The 16,661-nt window shown below is 66.1% G+C and carries 7 protein-coding genes; 3 read left to right on the top strand and 4 right to left on the bottom strand.

Annotated elements, in window-relative coordinates:
- The coding region (locus tag AB4Z47_RS25955; protein WP_441954470.1) for a type I polyketide synthase at positions 1–11,245 on the top strand (11,245 nt) is incomplete at its 5' end.
- Positions 11,246–11,327: 82 nt separating this feature from the next.
- On the opposite strand, the gene AB4Z47_RS25950 is transcribed toward AB4Z47_RS25955, so the two are convergent.
- Positions 11,328–11,735, bottom strand: coding sequence for a RidA family protein (locus AB4Z47_RS25950; protein WP_441954468.1), 408 nt, complete (start codon positions 11,733–11,735; stop codon positions 11,328–11,330).
- Positions 11,736–11,842: 107 nt separating this feature from the next.
- Here AB4Z47_RS25950 and AB4Z47_RS25945 point away from each other — a divergent pair, with 107 nt between their 5' ends.
- Positions 11,843–12,259, top strand: coding sequence for a winged helix-turn-helix transcriptional regulator (locus AB4Z47_RS25945; protein WP_441954466.1), 417 nt, complete (start codon positions 11,843–11,845; stop codon positions 12,257–12,259).
- 66 nt (positions 12,260–12,325) lie between these two features.
- On the opposite strand, the gene AB4Z47_RS25940 is transcribed toward AB4Z47_RS25945, so the two are convergent.
- The 3 genes from AB4Z47_RS25940 to AB4Z47_RS25930 form a co-directional block, all read right to left on the bottom strand.
- Complete coding sequence (locus AB4Z47_RS25940) at positions 12,326–13,096, bottom strand: hypothetical protein (RefSeq protein ID WP_441954464.1); 771 nt, start codon at positions 13,094–13,096, stop codon at positions 12,326–12,328.
- A gap of 238 nt (positions 13,097–13,334) precedes the next feature.
- Positions 13,335–14,000, bottom strand: a complete 666-nt coding sequence (locus tag AB4Z47_RS25935) for a hypothetical protein (RefSeq protein ID WP_441954462.1) — start codon at positions 13,998–14,000, stop codon at positions 13,335–13,337.
- A 392-nt stretch (positions 14,001–14,392) separates the two neighbouring features.
- The gene (locus tag AB4Z47_RS25930; RefSeq protein WP_441954460.1) at positions 14,393–15,007 is read right to left on the bottom strand and encodes a TetR/AcrR family transcriptional regulator; all 615 of its coding nucleotides are present in this window, start codon (positions 15,005–15,007) and stop codon (positions 14,393–14,395) included.
- Positions 15,008–15,160: 153 nt separating this feature from the next.
- On the opposite strand from AB4Z47_RS25930, the gene AB4Z47_RS25925 reads away from it, so the two are divergent.
- A complete protein-coding gene (locus AB4Z47_RS25925; RefSeq protein ID WP_441954458.1) occupies positions 15,161–16,660 on the top strand; it encodes an aldehyde dehydrogenase family protein in 1,500 nt (499 codons plus the stop codon).
- The last annotated feature ends 1 nt before the right edge of the window (position 16,661 follow it).

The following is a 16,661-nucleotide window of genomic DNA, read 5'->3' as shown; positions in this document are numbered from 1 at the left end:
GACCCAACCGGTCAAGAAGACCGCCCGCCGGGTCCGAGCAGACGAACCGATCGCCATCGTAGGGATGGGCTGCCGATTCCCCGGCGGTGTCGGATCACCGGACGAACTATGGGACCTGCTCGCCTCCGGAACCGACGCGACCGGAGAGTATCCGTCCGATCGTGGCTGGGATCTGGAGCGGTTGATCGATCCGGATCCGGACAAACCCGGTACCGTTTACGCTCGTCGCGGCGGATTCCTCTACGACGCCGGCGATTTCGATGCCGGCTTCTTCGGGATCGGTCCGCGGGAGGCATCCGCAATGGAACCACAACAACGTCAATTGTTGGAGGCGACCTGGGAGGCATTGGAGGACGCGGGCATCGACCCGACTTCGTTGCGCGGCAGTGACACCGGAGTGTTCGTGGGAGCGTGTTACTCGACGTACTACACCCGGGTGGCCGGCGAATTGGAGAGTTATCGGCTCACCGGTTCCCAGTGCAGCGTGACCTCCGGCAGGCTGGCGTATGTCTTCGGTGTGGAAGGGCCTACCGTGACGGTGGACACCGCGTGCTCGTCGTCGCTGGTCGCGCTGCATCTGGCCTGCCAGGCGCTGCGGCAGGGGGAGACCTCCCTGGCGCTGACAGGCGGTGTGACGGTGTATGCCGATCCCTTCCTCTCCGTCGAATTCGCGCGGCAGCGTGGTCTGTCGCCCGACGGGCGGTGCAAATCGTTCTCCGCCGCTGCCGACGGCGTCGCCTTCTCCGAGGGCGTCGGCATGCTCGTGCTCGAACGCCTGTCGGACGCCCGTCGCCTGGGTCATGACGTACTGGCGGTCGTGCGTGGCACCGCGATCAATCAGGACGGTGCGAGCAACGGTTTGACCGCGCCGAACGGTCCCTCACAGAAGCGGGTGATCGAGGCGGCGTTGGCCAATGCCGGGCTCGAGCCGTCGGATGTCGATGCGGTGGAGGCCCACGGCACCGGAACGCCTTTGGGTGATCCGATCGAAGCGCAGGCACTGATCGCCACCTATGGGCAGGGTCGACCGGATCGGCCGCTGCACATCGGGTCGCTCAAATCGAATATCGGACACACCGCGGCCGCGGCGGGCGTGGCTGGGGTGATCAAGATGGTGCAGGCGTTGCGGCACGAAACGCTACCGAAGACTTTGCATATCGACGCGCCGAGCCCGCACGTGGACTGGTCGGCGGGCAATGTTGCGTTGTTGACCGAGCCACAGCCATGGCCGGCCGACGGGCGTGTTCGCCGCGCCGGAGTGTCGTCGTTCGGCGTCAGCGGCACCAACGCACACGCCATCCTGGAACAGGCGCCCACCCGGCAGTCGAGCCGGCAACAGGTAATACACCGCAACGCAGACCGCATCGGAGGCCGGGAAATCCCCGCCCCGCAGCCCGCGCCGACAGCCCTATTTCACCCCGCCGCAGCCGTACCGTTGCTGATATCGGCGAAATCCGAGCCGGGTTTGCGGGCGCAGGCGCAACGGGTGCGGCAGTGGGTGATCGACAAACCTGACCTGGATGTGTGGGACATCGCCTACTCGCTGGCCAACTTTCGTGGTCGGCTGGAATGTCGGGGCGCGGTTGTCGGCGCAGACCGCGCCGAGTTGCTTTCCGGTCTTGCCGATTTGGCGGCAGGGGTGGTGTCTTCCGGTGTTGTCGAGGCAGTTGTCGGGTCGGGTAGGACAGCGTTGCTGTTCACCGGGCAGGGGGCGCAACATGGCGGGATGGGCGCCGGCCTGTACGACTCGTTCGAGGTGTTCGCGGCGGCGTTGGACGAGGTGTGTGCCGAGTTCGATCCCCTGTTGGGCAGGTCGCTGAAGGATGCGATGTTCGCCAGGGGTGACGGTGTGGTGTTGTTGGATCGGACGGAGTTCACCCAGCCTGCGTTGTTTGCGTTCGAGGTGGCGTTGTGTCGTTTGATGGAGTCGTTCGGTGTCGTACCGGACATGCTGATCGGGCATTCGGTCGGTGAGTTGGTGGCTGCGTATGTGGCTGGGGTGTGGTCGTTGTCGGATGCGTGTCGTGTGGTTGCTGCGCGTGGTCGGTTGATGGGGGCATTGCCTGCGGGCGGGGCGATGGTGGCGGTGGCCGTGGGGGAGGAGAATGCGGCAGAACTTGTCGCCGGGTACGGAGACAGGTTGTCGATCGCGGCGGTGAACGGTCCGTCGTCGGTGGTGTTGTCCGGGGACGGGGACGCTATCGAGGAGGTGGAGCGGCGTGCCGCCGCGGAAGGCTACCGGACCACACGGTTACGGGTCGGTCATGCGTTTCATTCGGCGCGTATGGATGCGATGCTGGCCGAGTTCCGTTCGGTGGTCGAAGGTGTGACCTATCATCTGCCGAACGTTCCGGTCGTGTCGAACATCGATGGTGCTGTTGTGGGTGTGGAGTTGACCGATCCGGGTTATTGGGTGGAGCAGGTGCGTGGATGTGTGCGGTTCGCCTCCGGGATCGACACCCTGGTCAACGCCGGCGTGCGACGGTTTGTCGAGATCGGCCCCGATGCCGTGTTGTCGGCGATGACTCGGCAATGTCTTGCCCGAACCCCGGACGTCGAGGCCCGCTCGACAGTGATCACCCCAGCCCGACGCGGGGTGAGCGTTGGGCCCGAGGCGGCAGCGGAGCGTAACCATGAGGGCCGAGCGAACTCCGCCATTCAACACCGCTCGACCGACGAACCGATACAGCTCGTATCCGCCCTCGCACACGCCCACACAGCAGGTATGGACGTCGACTGGAAGCCACTGTTCGACGACCGCACCGTGTCACGGGTCCCGCTACCCACCTACGCATTCCAACACCAACGGTATTGGCTACAGCCAGCTCCCGAGACACCGTCACCGTCCCGTCATCCAGTACTGACCGAAGAGGTGAGGGTCGCCGGCAAAGACGAGTGGCTGTTCACCGGCCGACTTTCGGTGGCGTCGCATCGGTGGATCGCCGATCACACGGTATTCGGCGCGATACTGCTACCGGGAGCCGGTTTCGTGGAGTTGGCGTTGGCGGTCGGTGCTCGATTGGGTATCGAGGTCATCGACGAGCTGGTCCTGGAAGCACCCCTACGATTGGACGACCGGACCGAAGTCGACGTCCAGGTCGGTGTCGAAGAGCCCGATGACGACGGGCGCAGACGCTTCATCGTGGCGTCCAGGGTAATCGGCGAACATTCCGACAGCGGATCCGGAATCACACACGCTCGTGGCATTCTCGCTCCCAGCGCGGTGCGTGATGCTCCGGCGTATGACAGCGTCGACGGTCAGGAAGCCGGCCCCGGAGTGCCTTTACCCGGGGACGATGTGACGTTCGGCGATTCGATGTACGGCCGGTTGGCCGCGCGCGGACTCGACTACGGACCCGCGTTCCGGGGGGTGAGTCGGCTGTGGCGGGACGGCGGTGGCGATGTCTTGGCGGATGTGCGGCTGCCCGCCGAGGGCGGCGCCGATGCCGGGCGGTTCCGTATCCATCCCATGTTGCTGGACTCCGCGCTGCACGCTGCGGTGGAGGAGTTGGCCGCCGACTTTGCCGCCGACCAGGCGCCGCTGCCGTTCTCGTTCACCGGTGTGCGGTTGTACCGTCCCGGGGCGACGGCCGTGCAGGCCCGAATCCGACGCAGCGAAGCCGCCAGTGGCGTCAGGTCCGAGGCGGCAGCGGAAAGTAACTACGAGGGCCACGCGAATGCCGCACTCCAGCACAGCGGCAGTATCCGGCTCGAGCTCCGCGACGACACAGGCGCTCTGGTATTGACCGTCGAGTTACTGCAGGCGCGTCCGGTGGACAGCAAGGCATTGCACGATGGTCGGTTCGCCGGCCACCACCGGCTGTACGATGTGCAGTGGAGCCCAGTCGACTGTATCGATGCTCAACCGCTCCGTTCCTTCGCTTCTCGTGATACGAATGGTCGGCGGATCGTCGCCGTAGGTTCGACGCAGGCCGATGAGCCGCACCCGGAACGCTCCCGGCCAAAAGATCACTGGGACAAGCTTTATCCGGGATTTGCGGAGAGCTACCCGAATTCGACCGCGCTGAGCGAGGCTGCCGGGGACGATGTTCCGGATGTGCTGGTGTGGTTCGTCGACGATGTCGCGGAGGAAAGTAGGGCATTGTCGGCGGATGCCGTGCACCGACGGTTACACATGGTGCTGGCGTCGCTTCGCTCATGGTTGGCTCTGCCCGCGGCCGATGCGCGGCTGGTTGTGGTGACGCGCAATGGTGCCGGTCTGCCGGGAGAAGATCCAGATCTGGCCGCGGCGGCGACGTGGGGTTTGCTGCGGAGCGCTCAGTCGGAGCATCCCGGCCGAATTGTCTTGGTGGACACCGACCTCGACGGCGAGGTGATGCCAGACCTGATATCGGCTGCCCTCGATGCCGACGAGCCGCAGCTCGTGATGCGTGCGGGTGCGCTGTGCGCGCCACGGCTGACCCGTCGCGACGGGCAGACAAACAGGTCGAGTATCGCGATCGGCTCCGGCACGGTGTTGATCACCGGCGGCACCGGCGGGTTGGGTGCGCTCGTCGCCCGGCACCTCGCCGAGCGGCACGGCGCGCGAAACCTGGTGTTGGTGTCGCGGCGCGGTGCGCGCGCTGAAGGCGTCGCCGAACTCGTCGCCGAGCTGGCCGAATTCGGGGCTCGGACGCAGGTGGTGGCCTGTGATATGAGCGATCGTGCCGCCGTGGCGGCGATGCTCGACGAAATCTCCGACGGTCCCGCCCTGACTGCTGTCGTGCACGCGGCGGGCGTGCTGGCCGATGGCACCGTCGAGACGCTCACACCCGAGCAGATCGACGGCGTGCTCGCACCGAAAGTCGATGCGGCGCTGCATCTGCACGAGCTCACGCTCGATCGCGACTTGTCGGCGTTCGTCATGTTCTCCTCGGTCGCGGCAATCCTCGGATCGCCGGGGCAAGGTAACTATGCGGCGGCGAACGCGGTGCTGGACGCGTTGGCGCGCCGCCGGGTCAACTCGGGTCTGCCCGCGGTTTCGGTGGCGTGGGGTCCGTGGAACCAGGCCGGCGGAATGACGGCCGAATTGGGTAATGCCGGCTTGGACCGATTGTCGCGTATGGGTTTTCGACCGTTGTCCGACGCCGACGGTCTCGCGCTGTTGGGCCTGGCGGGTGGCGCGGACGCCCCGTTCGTGGCCGCGGTCGACTTCGACATGGCGTCGTTGGCCGTCCAGGCGCGGGCTGGCCTGTTGTCGGGTCTGTTGCAGTCGTTGGTGCCGGCGCCACGGCGGGCCGACAGTGGCGGTGGGGACCTGGCTCGGCGGTTGGCTTCGGCGTCGCCGGACAAGTACGACGCGATCGTTGTCGATTTCGTGCGGGATCAGGTGGCCGCGGTGCTGGGTCATGCCTCCGGTGCGTCGATCGATGCCGAGAAGCCGTTCAGCGAATTGGGTTTCGATTCGTTGGGTGCGGTGGAGTTCCGTAACCGGCTCACCGAAGCCACCGCTCTGCAGCTTCCGTCGACCCTCGCCTTCGACTATCCGACCGCGACGGCGCTGGCCCGCTACCTGCGTTCACGGGTCGACGGCGCGAACGCGAAGACGCGTGCTGTGCACACCCCGCGTCGGGTACACACCGACGAGCCGATCGCGATCGTGGGTATGGCCTGCCGGTATCCGGGCGGTGTCGAGTCCGCGGATGAGCTGTGGGATCTTGTGGTGTCCGGCACCGATGCCATCAGCGAGTTTCCGTCGGATCGTGGCTGGGACCTGAATCGCCTGATTCACCCGGACCCGGAGAAACCCGGTACGTCCTACGCCCGGGAGGGCGGTTTCCTGATGAACGCGGCCGATTTCGACGCGGGCTTTTTCGGGATCGGTCCGCGTGAGGCGATTGCGATGGATCCGCAGCAGCGGTTGCTGTTGGAGGTGTCGTGGGAGGCGTTGGAACACGCGGGAATCGATCCGACGTCGTTGCGGGGCAGCAATACCGGTGTCTACACGGGTGTGATGTATCAGGACTACGAGGCCGTGACGCGCAAGGGCGGGTCCGAGGTCGAGGGTTATGTCGCGACCGGTGCGGCGGGGAGCGTGGTATCCGGACGAGTGGCATACGCATTGGGTTTGGAAGGGCCGGCGATGACGGTGGATACGGCGTGCTCGTCGTCGCTGGTGGCATTGCATGTGGCGTGCCGTGCGCTGCGTCAGGGGGAAAGCTCACTCGCATTGGTGGGTGGTGCGACGGTGATGGCGACACCGATGGTGTTCGTGGAGTTTTCTCGGCAGCGTGGTTTGGCTCCGGACGGGCGGTGCAAGGCGTTTTCGGCTGCGGCCGATGGTGTGGCCTGGTCGGAGGGCGCGGCGGTGTTGGTGGTGGAACGGTTGTCGGATGCGCGGCGACTAGGCCACAACGTGTTGGCGGTGGTGCGTGGCAGCGCGGTCAATCAGGACGGCGCGAGCAATGGTTTGACCGCGCCGAACGGTCCGTCGCAGGAGCGGGTGATTGCGTCGGCCTTGGCCGACGCCGGGTTGCGCCCGGTGGACGTGGACGCGGTGGAGGCGCACGGAACGGGAACCGCGTTGGGGGATCCGATCGAGGCGCAAGCGTTGATCGCCGCCTACGGACAGGATCGACCGGATCGACCGCTGCGCATCGGTGCGCTCAAGTCCAATATCGGTCACGCGCAGGCGGCTTCCGGTGTGGGTGGTGTGATCAAAATGGTCCAGGCATTGCAGCACGAGATGTTGCCGAAGACGCTGCATGTCGATGCATTGTCGCCGCACGTGGATTGGTCGGCGGGATCGGTGCGGGTGTTGACCGAGGCGGAGCCGTGGCCCGCCGGTGACACAGTGCGGCGTGTGGGGGTGTCGTCGTTCGGGATCAGCGGCACCAACGCGCATGTGATCCTCGAGGAAGCGCCGACATCACCTTCTGCCCAGGTCGTTTCGGAGCGTGGCAGTGGCGAACCCGCAGCCATGGGGCTGGATATCGACGTCGCGGTGGTGCCGTGGGTGGTGTCGGCGAAGTCGGAGGAGGCGTTGCGGGGTCAGGCGGATCGGTTGCGGGCATGGTTGGCTGATCGTGCGGATGTGGACCTCTGGGCGGTGGCGCGGTCGTTGCTGGACTCGCGGGCATTGCTGGATCGGCAGGGTGTTGTCATCGGGCGTGACCGGCAGGAGCTGCTCGCGGGACTGGCGGCTCTGGCCAATTCTGCACCGGGGTCGGCTTCGCCGGATGCAAGTACTCCTGGGCAGGCGGCGTTGGTGGTCGACGGCGTTGCGGGTTCGGGACAAACGGCCTTCCTGTTCACCGGTCAAGGCGCACAACGGGTGGGTATGGGTGCGGGGTTGTATCAGGCGTTTCCGGTATTCGCGGCGGCATTGGACGAGGTGTGCGCCGAATTCGATCGGCATCTGGGTGCGGCCCACCCGTCGCCCGACCAGCACCCCTCGAGGAGCTCCGCGCTGGCCCACCCGTCGCCCGACCACCACCCCTCGAGGAGCTCCGCGCTGGCCCACCCGTCGCCCGACCACCACCCCTCGAGGAGCTCCGCGCTGTCGTTGATGGAGGTGATGTTCACCGATCCGGACGAGGTGTTGGATCGGACGGAGTGGACGCAGCCGGCGCTGTTCGCGTTCGAAGTGGCGATGTTCCGGTTGCTGGAGTCGTTCGGTCTGGCACCGGATGTCGTTGCCGGGCATTCGATCGGAGAGTTGGCCGCGGCATACGTGGCGGGGGTGTGGTCGCTGGCGGATGCGTGTGTGCTGGTGGCGGCGCGGGGCCGGTTGATGGGTGCGCTGCCCGTGGGCGGGGCGATGCTCGCCGTCGCCGTGGCGGAGATAGAAATGGCGGAGGTGATTGCCAAGTACGACGGTCGCGTGTCGATTGCGGCGGTGAACGGGCCGGAGTCGGTGGTGATCTCCGGCGACGCCGACGCCGTCGACGAGGTGGAGCGGACGTTGTCGGCGCAGCACCGTAAAACCACGCGGCTGCGAGTTTCGCATGCGTTCCATTCGGCGTTGATGGAGCCGATGTTGGACGAGTTCCGTTCTGTGGCCGAGAGATTGACGTATCGGAAGCCGTTGTTGCCGATCGTGTCGAACGTGTCGGGTGCGCAAGCCGGTGACGAGGTGTGTGATCCGGAGTACTGGGTGGCGCAGGTTCGTGGTTGCGTGCGGTTCGCTGCCGGTGTCGACACGCTGGTCGAGGCTGGTGTGCGCAGGTTCGTGGAGGTGGGGCCGGACGCGGTGTCGGCTGCGATGACCGTCGAGTGTTTGGCAGAGCGTCCGCAGGCGGAGACGAAGTCGATGGTGGTGGTGGCGTCGTCGCGTCGGTCGATCGACGAGGCGGTCGGGTTCGTCACATTCCTCGCACAGGCGCACACGATGGGGCTGCCGGTGGATTTGCGGTCCTTGTTCGCGGGGCGTGGGATGGATCGGGTGGCGTTGCCCACCTACGCGTTCCAGCACCGACGCTACTGGCTGCAGCCGCCGTCGGGAGTCGCGGCCGGTACGTTCGGGCATCCGCTGCTGGCGAACGCGGTGCCGGTGGCGGGTAGGGACGAGTGGCTGTTCACGGGCCGGTTGTCGGTGCGGACTCATCCGTGGATCGCTGACCACGCGGTGTTCGGCTCGGTGTTGTTGCCCGGGACGGCCTTCGCGGAATTGGCGTTGAGCGCGGGCGCGCGACTACACGTCGACGTCATCGAGGAACTGCTGCTGGAAACCCCGCTGGTATTAGTCGGCGCCGCCGAGGTCGACCTGCAGTTGAGTGTTGCGGCACCCGACGGCGAGGGCCGGCGCACCTTCGCGATCTACTCCCGCCCCGCCGCCGACGGGGACTCCGCAGACGAGCACCCATGGGTGCAGCACGCAGGAGGTGTCCTGACCGCCGCCGCCGATACCGCCCCGATATGGAGCGAGCAGAGCTGGCCCCCTCCCGGGGCAGAGCCGTCGAACGACGCATCTTTCTACGATCGCCTGGCGCAGCGGGGTTTCGAGTACGGCCCGGCGTTCCAGGGCGTTACCGCGATGTGGACCCGCGGCGAGCAGATCTTCGCAGAAGTCTCACTCGACGAATCGGTGAGCGGATCGGCATCCGCATTCGCCGTCCATCCCGCACTGTTGGACGCCTGTCTGCATGTGGCCATCGACAGTCCGACCGACGACCCGGCCGCGGGACAGCTGCCGTTGCCGTTCTCGTTCGCGGGAGTGCGGCTGTGGCGTTCCGGTGTCGGGGCGGTGCGCGTGAGGGTGGTCCGCGACGGCAGCGGGCAGATCGGAATCGATGTTGTCGACGACACCGGTTCGATCGTGTTGACCATCGATGCGGTGACCGCGCGTCCGGTCGACGTCGAAGCCTTGAACGTGGCAAGCACGATTCGCCGCTCGTCGCCGCTGCATCTGCGATGGGTTTCCTCGGAGCTGCCTGCCCCGACGTCGGTCGGTGTGCTGGCGACATTGGGGTCRGCGAGGCTGGTCGGGGTCGACCGGCACTATTGCGATGTCGCGGAATTGGCTGCGGCCGAGGAGATTCCGGACCTGGTCGTATACTCGCTCGCCGACGGCCCCGCCGTAATCGACGCTGTCGACGGGGATGGGCGGATCGGTGATGCTTCCTCCGGTGGGCGTGCTGCAGCGATTCGGGCTTCGGTGCACGCGGTCTGGGAGATCCTGCGGTCGTGGTTGTCGAGCGAGCGGCTGGAGGATTCTCGTTTGGTGGTGGCGACCCGCGGTGCGACGGGCGTGGCGGGTGAGTCGGTCGACTTGGCTGCTGCTGCCGTGGCCGGCTTGGTCCGCACCGCCCAATCCGAACACCAGGGTCGGATTGTGCTGCTCGACCACGAGGGCATTCTCGACGCTGATGTCGTGCGCAGTGCCATCGAATCGGATCAAGGTCAGATGGCGGTCCGTGATTCCCGGATGTTCGTGCCGCGGCTGTCCGGCGGTGTTCGGCCCGAAGAACCGCAGTCGTCGGACCAGGGTGCGATGTTCGGGAACGGCACGGTATTGATCACCGGTGGCACCAGTGGTTTGGGTGCGGTGATGGCTCGGCATCTGGTTGCCGTGCACGGCGTGGAGCACCTGTTGTTGGTGTCACGTCGGGGTGAAGCGGCGGCAGGCGTCGCGGAACTGGTGGCCGAATTGACCGATATGGGAGCCGAAATCCGTGTTGCCGCATGCGATGTCGGTGACCGCACGAGTGTGGCGGCCGTCCTCGATTCGATCGGGGCCGAGCATCCGTTGACGGCGGTGATCCATTCCGCGGGTGTGGTCGACGACGCCACGCTCGAGAAGCTGACCGCCGAGCAGATCGACCGTGTGCTCGCGCCCAAGGTCGACGGCGCGCTGCACCTGGACGACCTGACCCGGGGACACGACCTGGCGGCATTCATCATGTTCTCCTCCGTGGCATCGACGCTCGGCGCGCCAGGACAGGGCAACTACGCGGCGGCCAACTCGTTCCTCGACGGGCTCGCATACGCCCGCCGGGCCCAGGGGCTGCCGGGGTTGTCGGTGGCGTGGGGCCCCTGGCACCAGGAAACGGGTATGACAGGCAGGCTGGGCCGGGCCTCCCTCGCCCGGCTGGAGCGACTGGGCCTCGAAGTCATCGGCGATGACGATGGAGTCACGCTGCTCGATGCCGCGATCGCCACGGACGAACCCGTGGCCGTCTGCGCCGAATTCGACAAGCCGATGCTGGCGGCCCACGCCCGAGCCGGGCTGCTGCCCGAGGTGCTCAGCAGCCTGGTGCCTGAACGGGCGCGGCGCGCGGCGCGCGGTGTCGCGGCCGGCGGCCAGTTGGCTGGGCGGCTCGCCGCCGCGCGGGAGGACCAGCGGGATGCGGTGGTGCTCGGATTCGTGCGGGAACATGCCGCGGCTGTGCTCGGACACCCGTCTGCCGCTGCTATCGAACCCGACGCCCCGTTCAACGAACTGGGAATCGATTCGCTCGGTGGTGTCGAGCTGCGAAATCGGCTCGCCGAGGCGACGGGCATGAAACTGCCGTCGTCGCTGGTGTTCCGCTATCCGACTACTACCGCAGTGGCAAGATATTTGCGTTCGCGTTGGGAGGCCACCGCGTCCGTGTCGATGGTCGATGACCCTATCGTCGCACTGCGGCGGCTGTTGGCGACCACGTCGTCTGCCGATGAGAAGGAGCGGTTGATCGAGCGGATCCGTTCGACGCTGGCCGAGGCCGTGGCCGAACGTGAATCCCCGACTCGCAGCGTTCGCGTGGCCGTCGAGGCGGCGGCCAGCGCTGATGAACTTTTTTCTCTTATCGACCGACAGATCAACTAGCGCTGTGACCGGGAAGGTTCACGGGTGTGACCCAGCAAGCTAGTTGGCCACTTCGGTGCTCAGTGAGCGAATGCCATCTGTTTCAGTTGAGGATCGCGGTGGCTTCGATCTCGACCAGGTGGTCGGGGACGTCCAATGCTGCCACGCCTATCAGCGTGGTCGGCGGGGCCGGGGTAGTCCCCAGCTTCGCGGCTGCCCTGGAGATCCCTTCCAGGAGCGGCGGCATCTTGTCGGGGGTCCAGTCGACGACATAGAAGGTCAGCTTCGCCACGTCGTCGAAGGAGCCACCGACCTCGGTCAGGGCGGTGCCGATGTTGAGATAGCTCTGCTCGACCTGAGCGGCAAGGTCGCCTTCGCCGATCGTGGTCCCATCGGCGTCCCATGCGACCTGCCCGGCGATGAAGACCAGCCTCGACCCGGATGCGATCGACACCTGTCGGTAGACATCGATCTTGGGCAATCCGCTGGGGTTCACAAAGGTGATAGCCATGCTGCTTGTCTCCTCGTTCTGAGCGTCGGCGGGCTCGTGTCAGCCCTGACCAAGACGATCTCGGTCTCTTGTGGTTACTCGGGAACTGTAGGAGAGTCATCGCTGACGTGGAAGAACGCACTTTTCAGATACTGGAGAACCTTACGGTGACCAAGCAGCTCACAGGCTCGCCCGAGGACACAGACCTGGCGCGTGCGGGTTCCTTGGCGCGGGAGATCTTCTCGGACGTCGCCAACAAGTGGGCGTTCCTGATTGTCGAGGGTCTCGGTGACCGCACCCTGCGCTTCAGCGAGCTGCGGAACGAGATCGAGGGGATCAGCCACAAGATGCTTACCCAGAACCTGCGCATGCTGGAACGCAACGGCCTGGTCGAGCGCACCGTGCATCCCACCATCCCGCCGCAGGTCGAATACACTCTCACTGAGCCGGGCCAGGCTCTGCGAGCGACGGTCGACGGGATGTGCGGCTGGACCCGCCGATACTTCGGTCACATCGAGGCTGCCCGCAGTCGCTTCGACGCCTGACTTCTGCGGGCAACGGGGATGGCCAGAGTGGCCACCCAGCGTGCTGAGTCAGACCCGGTCGTCTGGTCATGCCGCCTTGGCGAGGGGGCGTCCTCCCGAGCGGATGCCCTTTTTGCTGCGGATGCGGGCGCGTTCCTTGCGCTGGGCGGCGAGGACGTCGGGGTGTCGGGCGTTGCCGTTGCGCCAGCGCAGGTAGCGATGCAGGGCCCAGGTCTGTGTGTGGTGACTGTGGTTGGAGTTGGCCAGAGTGAACGCCGCAGCGGGCCGAAGTGCGCCTCGATCGGATTGGCCCAGGACGCATAGGTCGGTGAAGCACAGCTCGACCTTGTTCTTCTTCGCCCAGCGGCGGATGTCCGCGCCGGTATGAGCGGAGAGGTTGTCCAGGATGATGTAGATCGGGGCGCCGTCGGGCCGGGCGGCGGTGCCTTTGCGGCGTCGGTTGACGCCCCACATCGTGCCGTCGCCGACCGAGTAGCAGCCATAGAGGTAGGTGCCGCCGTGCGCGCGGCGGTAGGTCGCCGGCAGAAGGTCGGGCTTGCCCTGCTCGGCCCGGCAGGATCCCGCGGTGGGCCGGATGCCCAACGAGCCGAGCTCGTCGAACGCGAAGACCCGGTCCGGGAAGTGCTCCAGCACGTGCTCGATCCGGTCGAGCTCGGCATCGCGCTCCGGGTCGGGGGACTCCTTCCATGCCTTGGTGCGTTGGAAGGTGATGCCGCGGCGCCGGAGCAGGCACCGTAAGGCTTCCCGGCCGATGCGGATGACACGGCCGTGCACGATCCGCTGTAACTGCTGGCCCTCCTGGTCGGTCAGCCTCCGGACCCTGACCCGCTCTGCCATTCCCGCCTCCCCGCTTCATGTTGGACGTACCCGGACATCCAAGCGCGCCAACACGGCACGAAGCGAACAAGTAACCTGGTGAACCTATCCGGTCACAGCATTAGGTGATCGATTCCGAGGGTTGGCGACGCACAGAGCAGCCGCCGACCCACCGAACATTCACTCATGCCGCTGATCACGGGGCGATCGGCGCCCCGCCCGTGGTACGGCGCAGGGTTGAACCAGCGCCCGTGCCTGGTCAAACCAGGGCCGCACGGCCTCGTGCGTACGCGATGACGTTCTCTGCGTAGGCCGACACGTCCCGTTCCGCGAGGCACGCCCGGAATTGGATGAATGCGTCATCCAGTTGCGGTCCTGGTCCGCGGTCGGCGAGCAGGACGACGATCGCCTCCCGCGTCCCGATCTGCGGGTCCGGGTCGGCCAGCAGTTCATCGAGGTACCGGTCCGGTTCCAGCAGGCGCAGCGCCCGGCGCGCGTAGGCGTGCACACGCCGGGGCAGCTCGGCGCGTATGGCGTCGACGTCTGCCTGCAGTGCGTTCCGGCCCGGTTGTGTCGGATCAACATGCAGGGACCACAACTCGGTCAGGTCACCCGGCATGCCCTGGTCGTCGATCAGGCCGGGGCCGGTCGCCTGCTCGAGCGGCGTGAGCGGGAGACCCAGCTGCGTATTGCGCCAGTTACGGAATTCCCACCAGGCGGTCGGTGTAGCGCTCAGGCTCAGGCCGAAGCGGAGTACCTGCTGCCCGCCGGTCCAGGTGCGTAGTGTCCGGGTGCGTCCGACCGACGCCACACCACCCGGCACGACTCGCACCCACATAGCCTCCGAGCCGTGAAAGCCATACGGCTGCAGCAGTTTCCCTGCCTCGCGCATCAGTCGGCGCAGCGCCGAGTCCGGTCCGACCATGCCAGCAGACTAGCGGCATGCGCCGACACAAGCGGATCAGCTGCCCGGACACCACCCACCTGTTCATAGTGCGCTTCGTGCCATCGCGGTATCAGGGTCGATCACCACCACGGCCTCCGGTGTGCCACCGAACCGATACGAATCATGGCTCGACGACCTGCCACGCACGCGGCTGTCCACAGAAGCGAAAGTCCCTGTGCGCGGTTGTCTTTCACCCACGATCGGCTGCCTGCGTGGGCGGGCCTCGCGGTTCTGCCCGTGGGGCGCCGAGCCTTCGCACCTCGACGCCGCAGTCTCGGCGCCCGCAGAGGACCACCGCTGGAGACTCCCGATGGGCTACCGCGATCCGGCATCGACGACGAGATCGACCGCCGATCAGCGCGCGATCCCGGTCATTCGGTGATGATCGGTACCAGATATGTTCGCGCGAATGCCCGTAGGGCATCCTCGGATTCGAGCGCGATGGTTCCGTGCGGCTGCAGGATGAACGAGTGGACGATGCGGCAGACGATCTCGGCGCGGGTGTCCAGGTCGGAGGCATCGGTCAGGAGCCCGTTTCGAACAGCGCTTCGAAGTACGGCGGCCGTCGCTGCCACCGACATCGTGAATATCGGGCCGCCATCGGTGGTGAGTTGAGGGAGGACACGGTCCGGTTCCAGGGCCAGCATCCGATTGACGAGCGGATGCGTGCGCCACCGGGTGATCACCGTGACGAAGATGTCGGCGACGAGGTCCTCGGCAGTGTTGTTGCGCGCCGATATCGAGCCGAGTTCGGCGAGCAACGACTCGACTTCGCGGGTCATGACCGCCCGCACCACATCGTCGCGGGAGCCGATCCGCCGATAGACGGTGACTCGGTCGACGTCGGCTTGGCGCGCAATGTCCTCGATCGTCGTCTTCTTGACGCCCACCTTTTCGAACTGGATGAGAGCGGCATCCAAGATGCGGGCCTCCACCGAATCGTCGATCTCGGGCTTGTTTGTCGAGGTCGCAGTTGTGGGTGTCACGCAACGACAGTACCAAGGAATAGCCGTCATGCAACATTTGATGGCAATCTGTTGCTGTTACATTGCAATGGCAAATGTTGCGATGTACAGTCGGCGAATGGCTGAGACTGCCGGTGCAGCGGAGCACCACTACAGCGACGAAGCGCACATTCCATGACAGCGACAATCAAAACAGGTGCAGGCCACAAGCTTTCCACCTTCGAGGTGCACGATCCCGCTACTGGGCGTTCGGCAGGTAGCTACCCTGTGCAGTCCGCCGCCGACGTCGACGCGACGGTAGCGATAGCTCACGATGCCGGCGCGTGGTGGGCTGCGCTCGGCTTCGCCGAGCGCCGTCGACGCTTGGACGCATGGCGGGCCGAGATCGCCCGCGGACGCGCGGAACTGGCCGAGATCATCCACACCGAGATGGGCAAACCCGTTTCGGACGCGAAACTCGAGATCGCGATGGCGCTCGAACACCTGAAGTGGGCTGCTGCCCATGCCGAGCAGGTGCTCGGCCGCCGCTCGGTGTCGCCGGGGCTGCTGGCGATCAACCAGGAGGCAACTGTCGAGTATCGGCCGTTCGGCGTCGTCGGTGTGATCGGCCCGTGGAACTACCCGGTGTTCACACCGATGGGATCGTTGTCGTTCGCGCTCGCGGCCGGGAATGCCGTGGTGTTCAAGCCGAGCGAGTACGCCACCGGTACCGGCATATGGCTCGCGAACGCATTCAACGCTGTCGTGCCGGAACATCCTGTGTTATCGGTGGTTACCGGTCTCGCCGAGACCGGTGCGGCGTTGTGTCGCAGCGCCGTTGGCAAGATCGGCTTCACCGGCTCGACGGCTACCGGCAAACAGGTCATGGCCGCGTGTGCGGAGAACCTCACGCCGGTGCTGATGGAATGCGGTGGCAAGGATGCTTTGATCGTCGACGCCGACGCCGATCTGGACGCAGCGGTCGATGCGGCAGTGTGGGGCGGGCTGTCGAATGCCGGGCAGACCTGCCTCGCCGTGGAGCGCATCTATGTGCACGCCGATGTCCACGTCGAGTTCGTAGCGAAGCTGGTCGCGGTCGCGAGCGGAATCACCGCTGGCGGTGCCGATTCGAAGATCGGCCCGATCACGATGCCGAAGCAGATAGAGGTGATCCGCAGGCACATCGAGGACGCGATATCGAGGGGCGCCAAGGCGTTGCTGGGCGGGCTCGAAATGATCGACGGGCAGTTCGTGCAACCAACGATCTTGGTCGATGTTCCGGAGGACTCGTCCGCTGTCACCGAAGAGACGTTCGGTCCCACATTGACCGTCGCGAAGGTGCGCGACATGGACGAGGCGGTCGAGCGCGTCAACGCCAGTGAGTACGGACTCGGTGCCACCGTGTTCGCTCGGCGCAACGGCAGGCAGATCGCCGACCGCATCCGGTCGGGGGGTGCGTCGATCAATGCCTTTGTCGCGCACGCGACCATTCCGACGCTGCCGCTCGGCGGAGTCGGGAGCTCCGGATTCGGCCGCGTGCACGGACCGGACGGACTCAAAGAATTCACCTACGCGAAAGCGACGACACGCCAACGATTTCCGTCGCCGCTCGCACTCACGACCTTCACTCGTAGCGCCACGGTCGACGCCGTCGTCGACCGGCTCGTTTCGGTGCTACACGGAAGGACCCGCTGAC

This window comes from Nocardia sp. 2TAF39 (assembly GCF_052114905.1).
Taxonomy (GTDB): Bacteria; Actinomycetota; Actinomycetes; order Mycobacteriales; family Mycobacteriaceae; genus Nocardia.
Note: the sequence above shows the minus strand (reverse complement) of the source record. Positions and strands in the feature narration are given on the sequence as shown.

Excerpts from the sequence above, each read along its gene's own strand:
- AB4Z47_RS25950 (WP_441954468.1), bottom strand. The coding sequence starts at position 11,735 with ATGGCTATCACCTTTGTGAACCCCAGCGGATTGCCCAAGATCGATGTC.
- AB4Z47_RS25940 (WP_441954464.1), bottom strand. The coding sequence starts at position 13,096 with ATGGCAGAGCGGGTCAGGGTCCGGAGGCTGACCGACCAGGAGGGCCAG.
- AB4Z47_RS25925 (WP_441954458.1), top strand. The coding sequence starts at position 15,161 with ATGACAGCGACAATCAAAACAGGTGCAGGCCACAAGCTTTCCACCTTC.
- AB4Z47_RS25935 (WP_441954462.1), bottom strand. The coding sequence starts at position 14,000 with ATGGTCGGACCGGACTCGGCGCTGCGCCGACTGATGCGCGAGGCAGGG.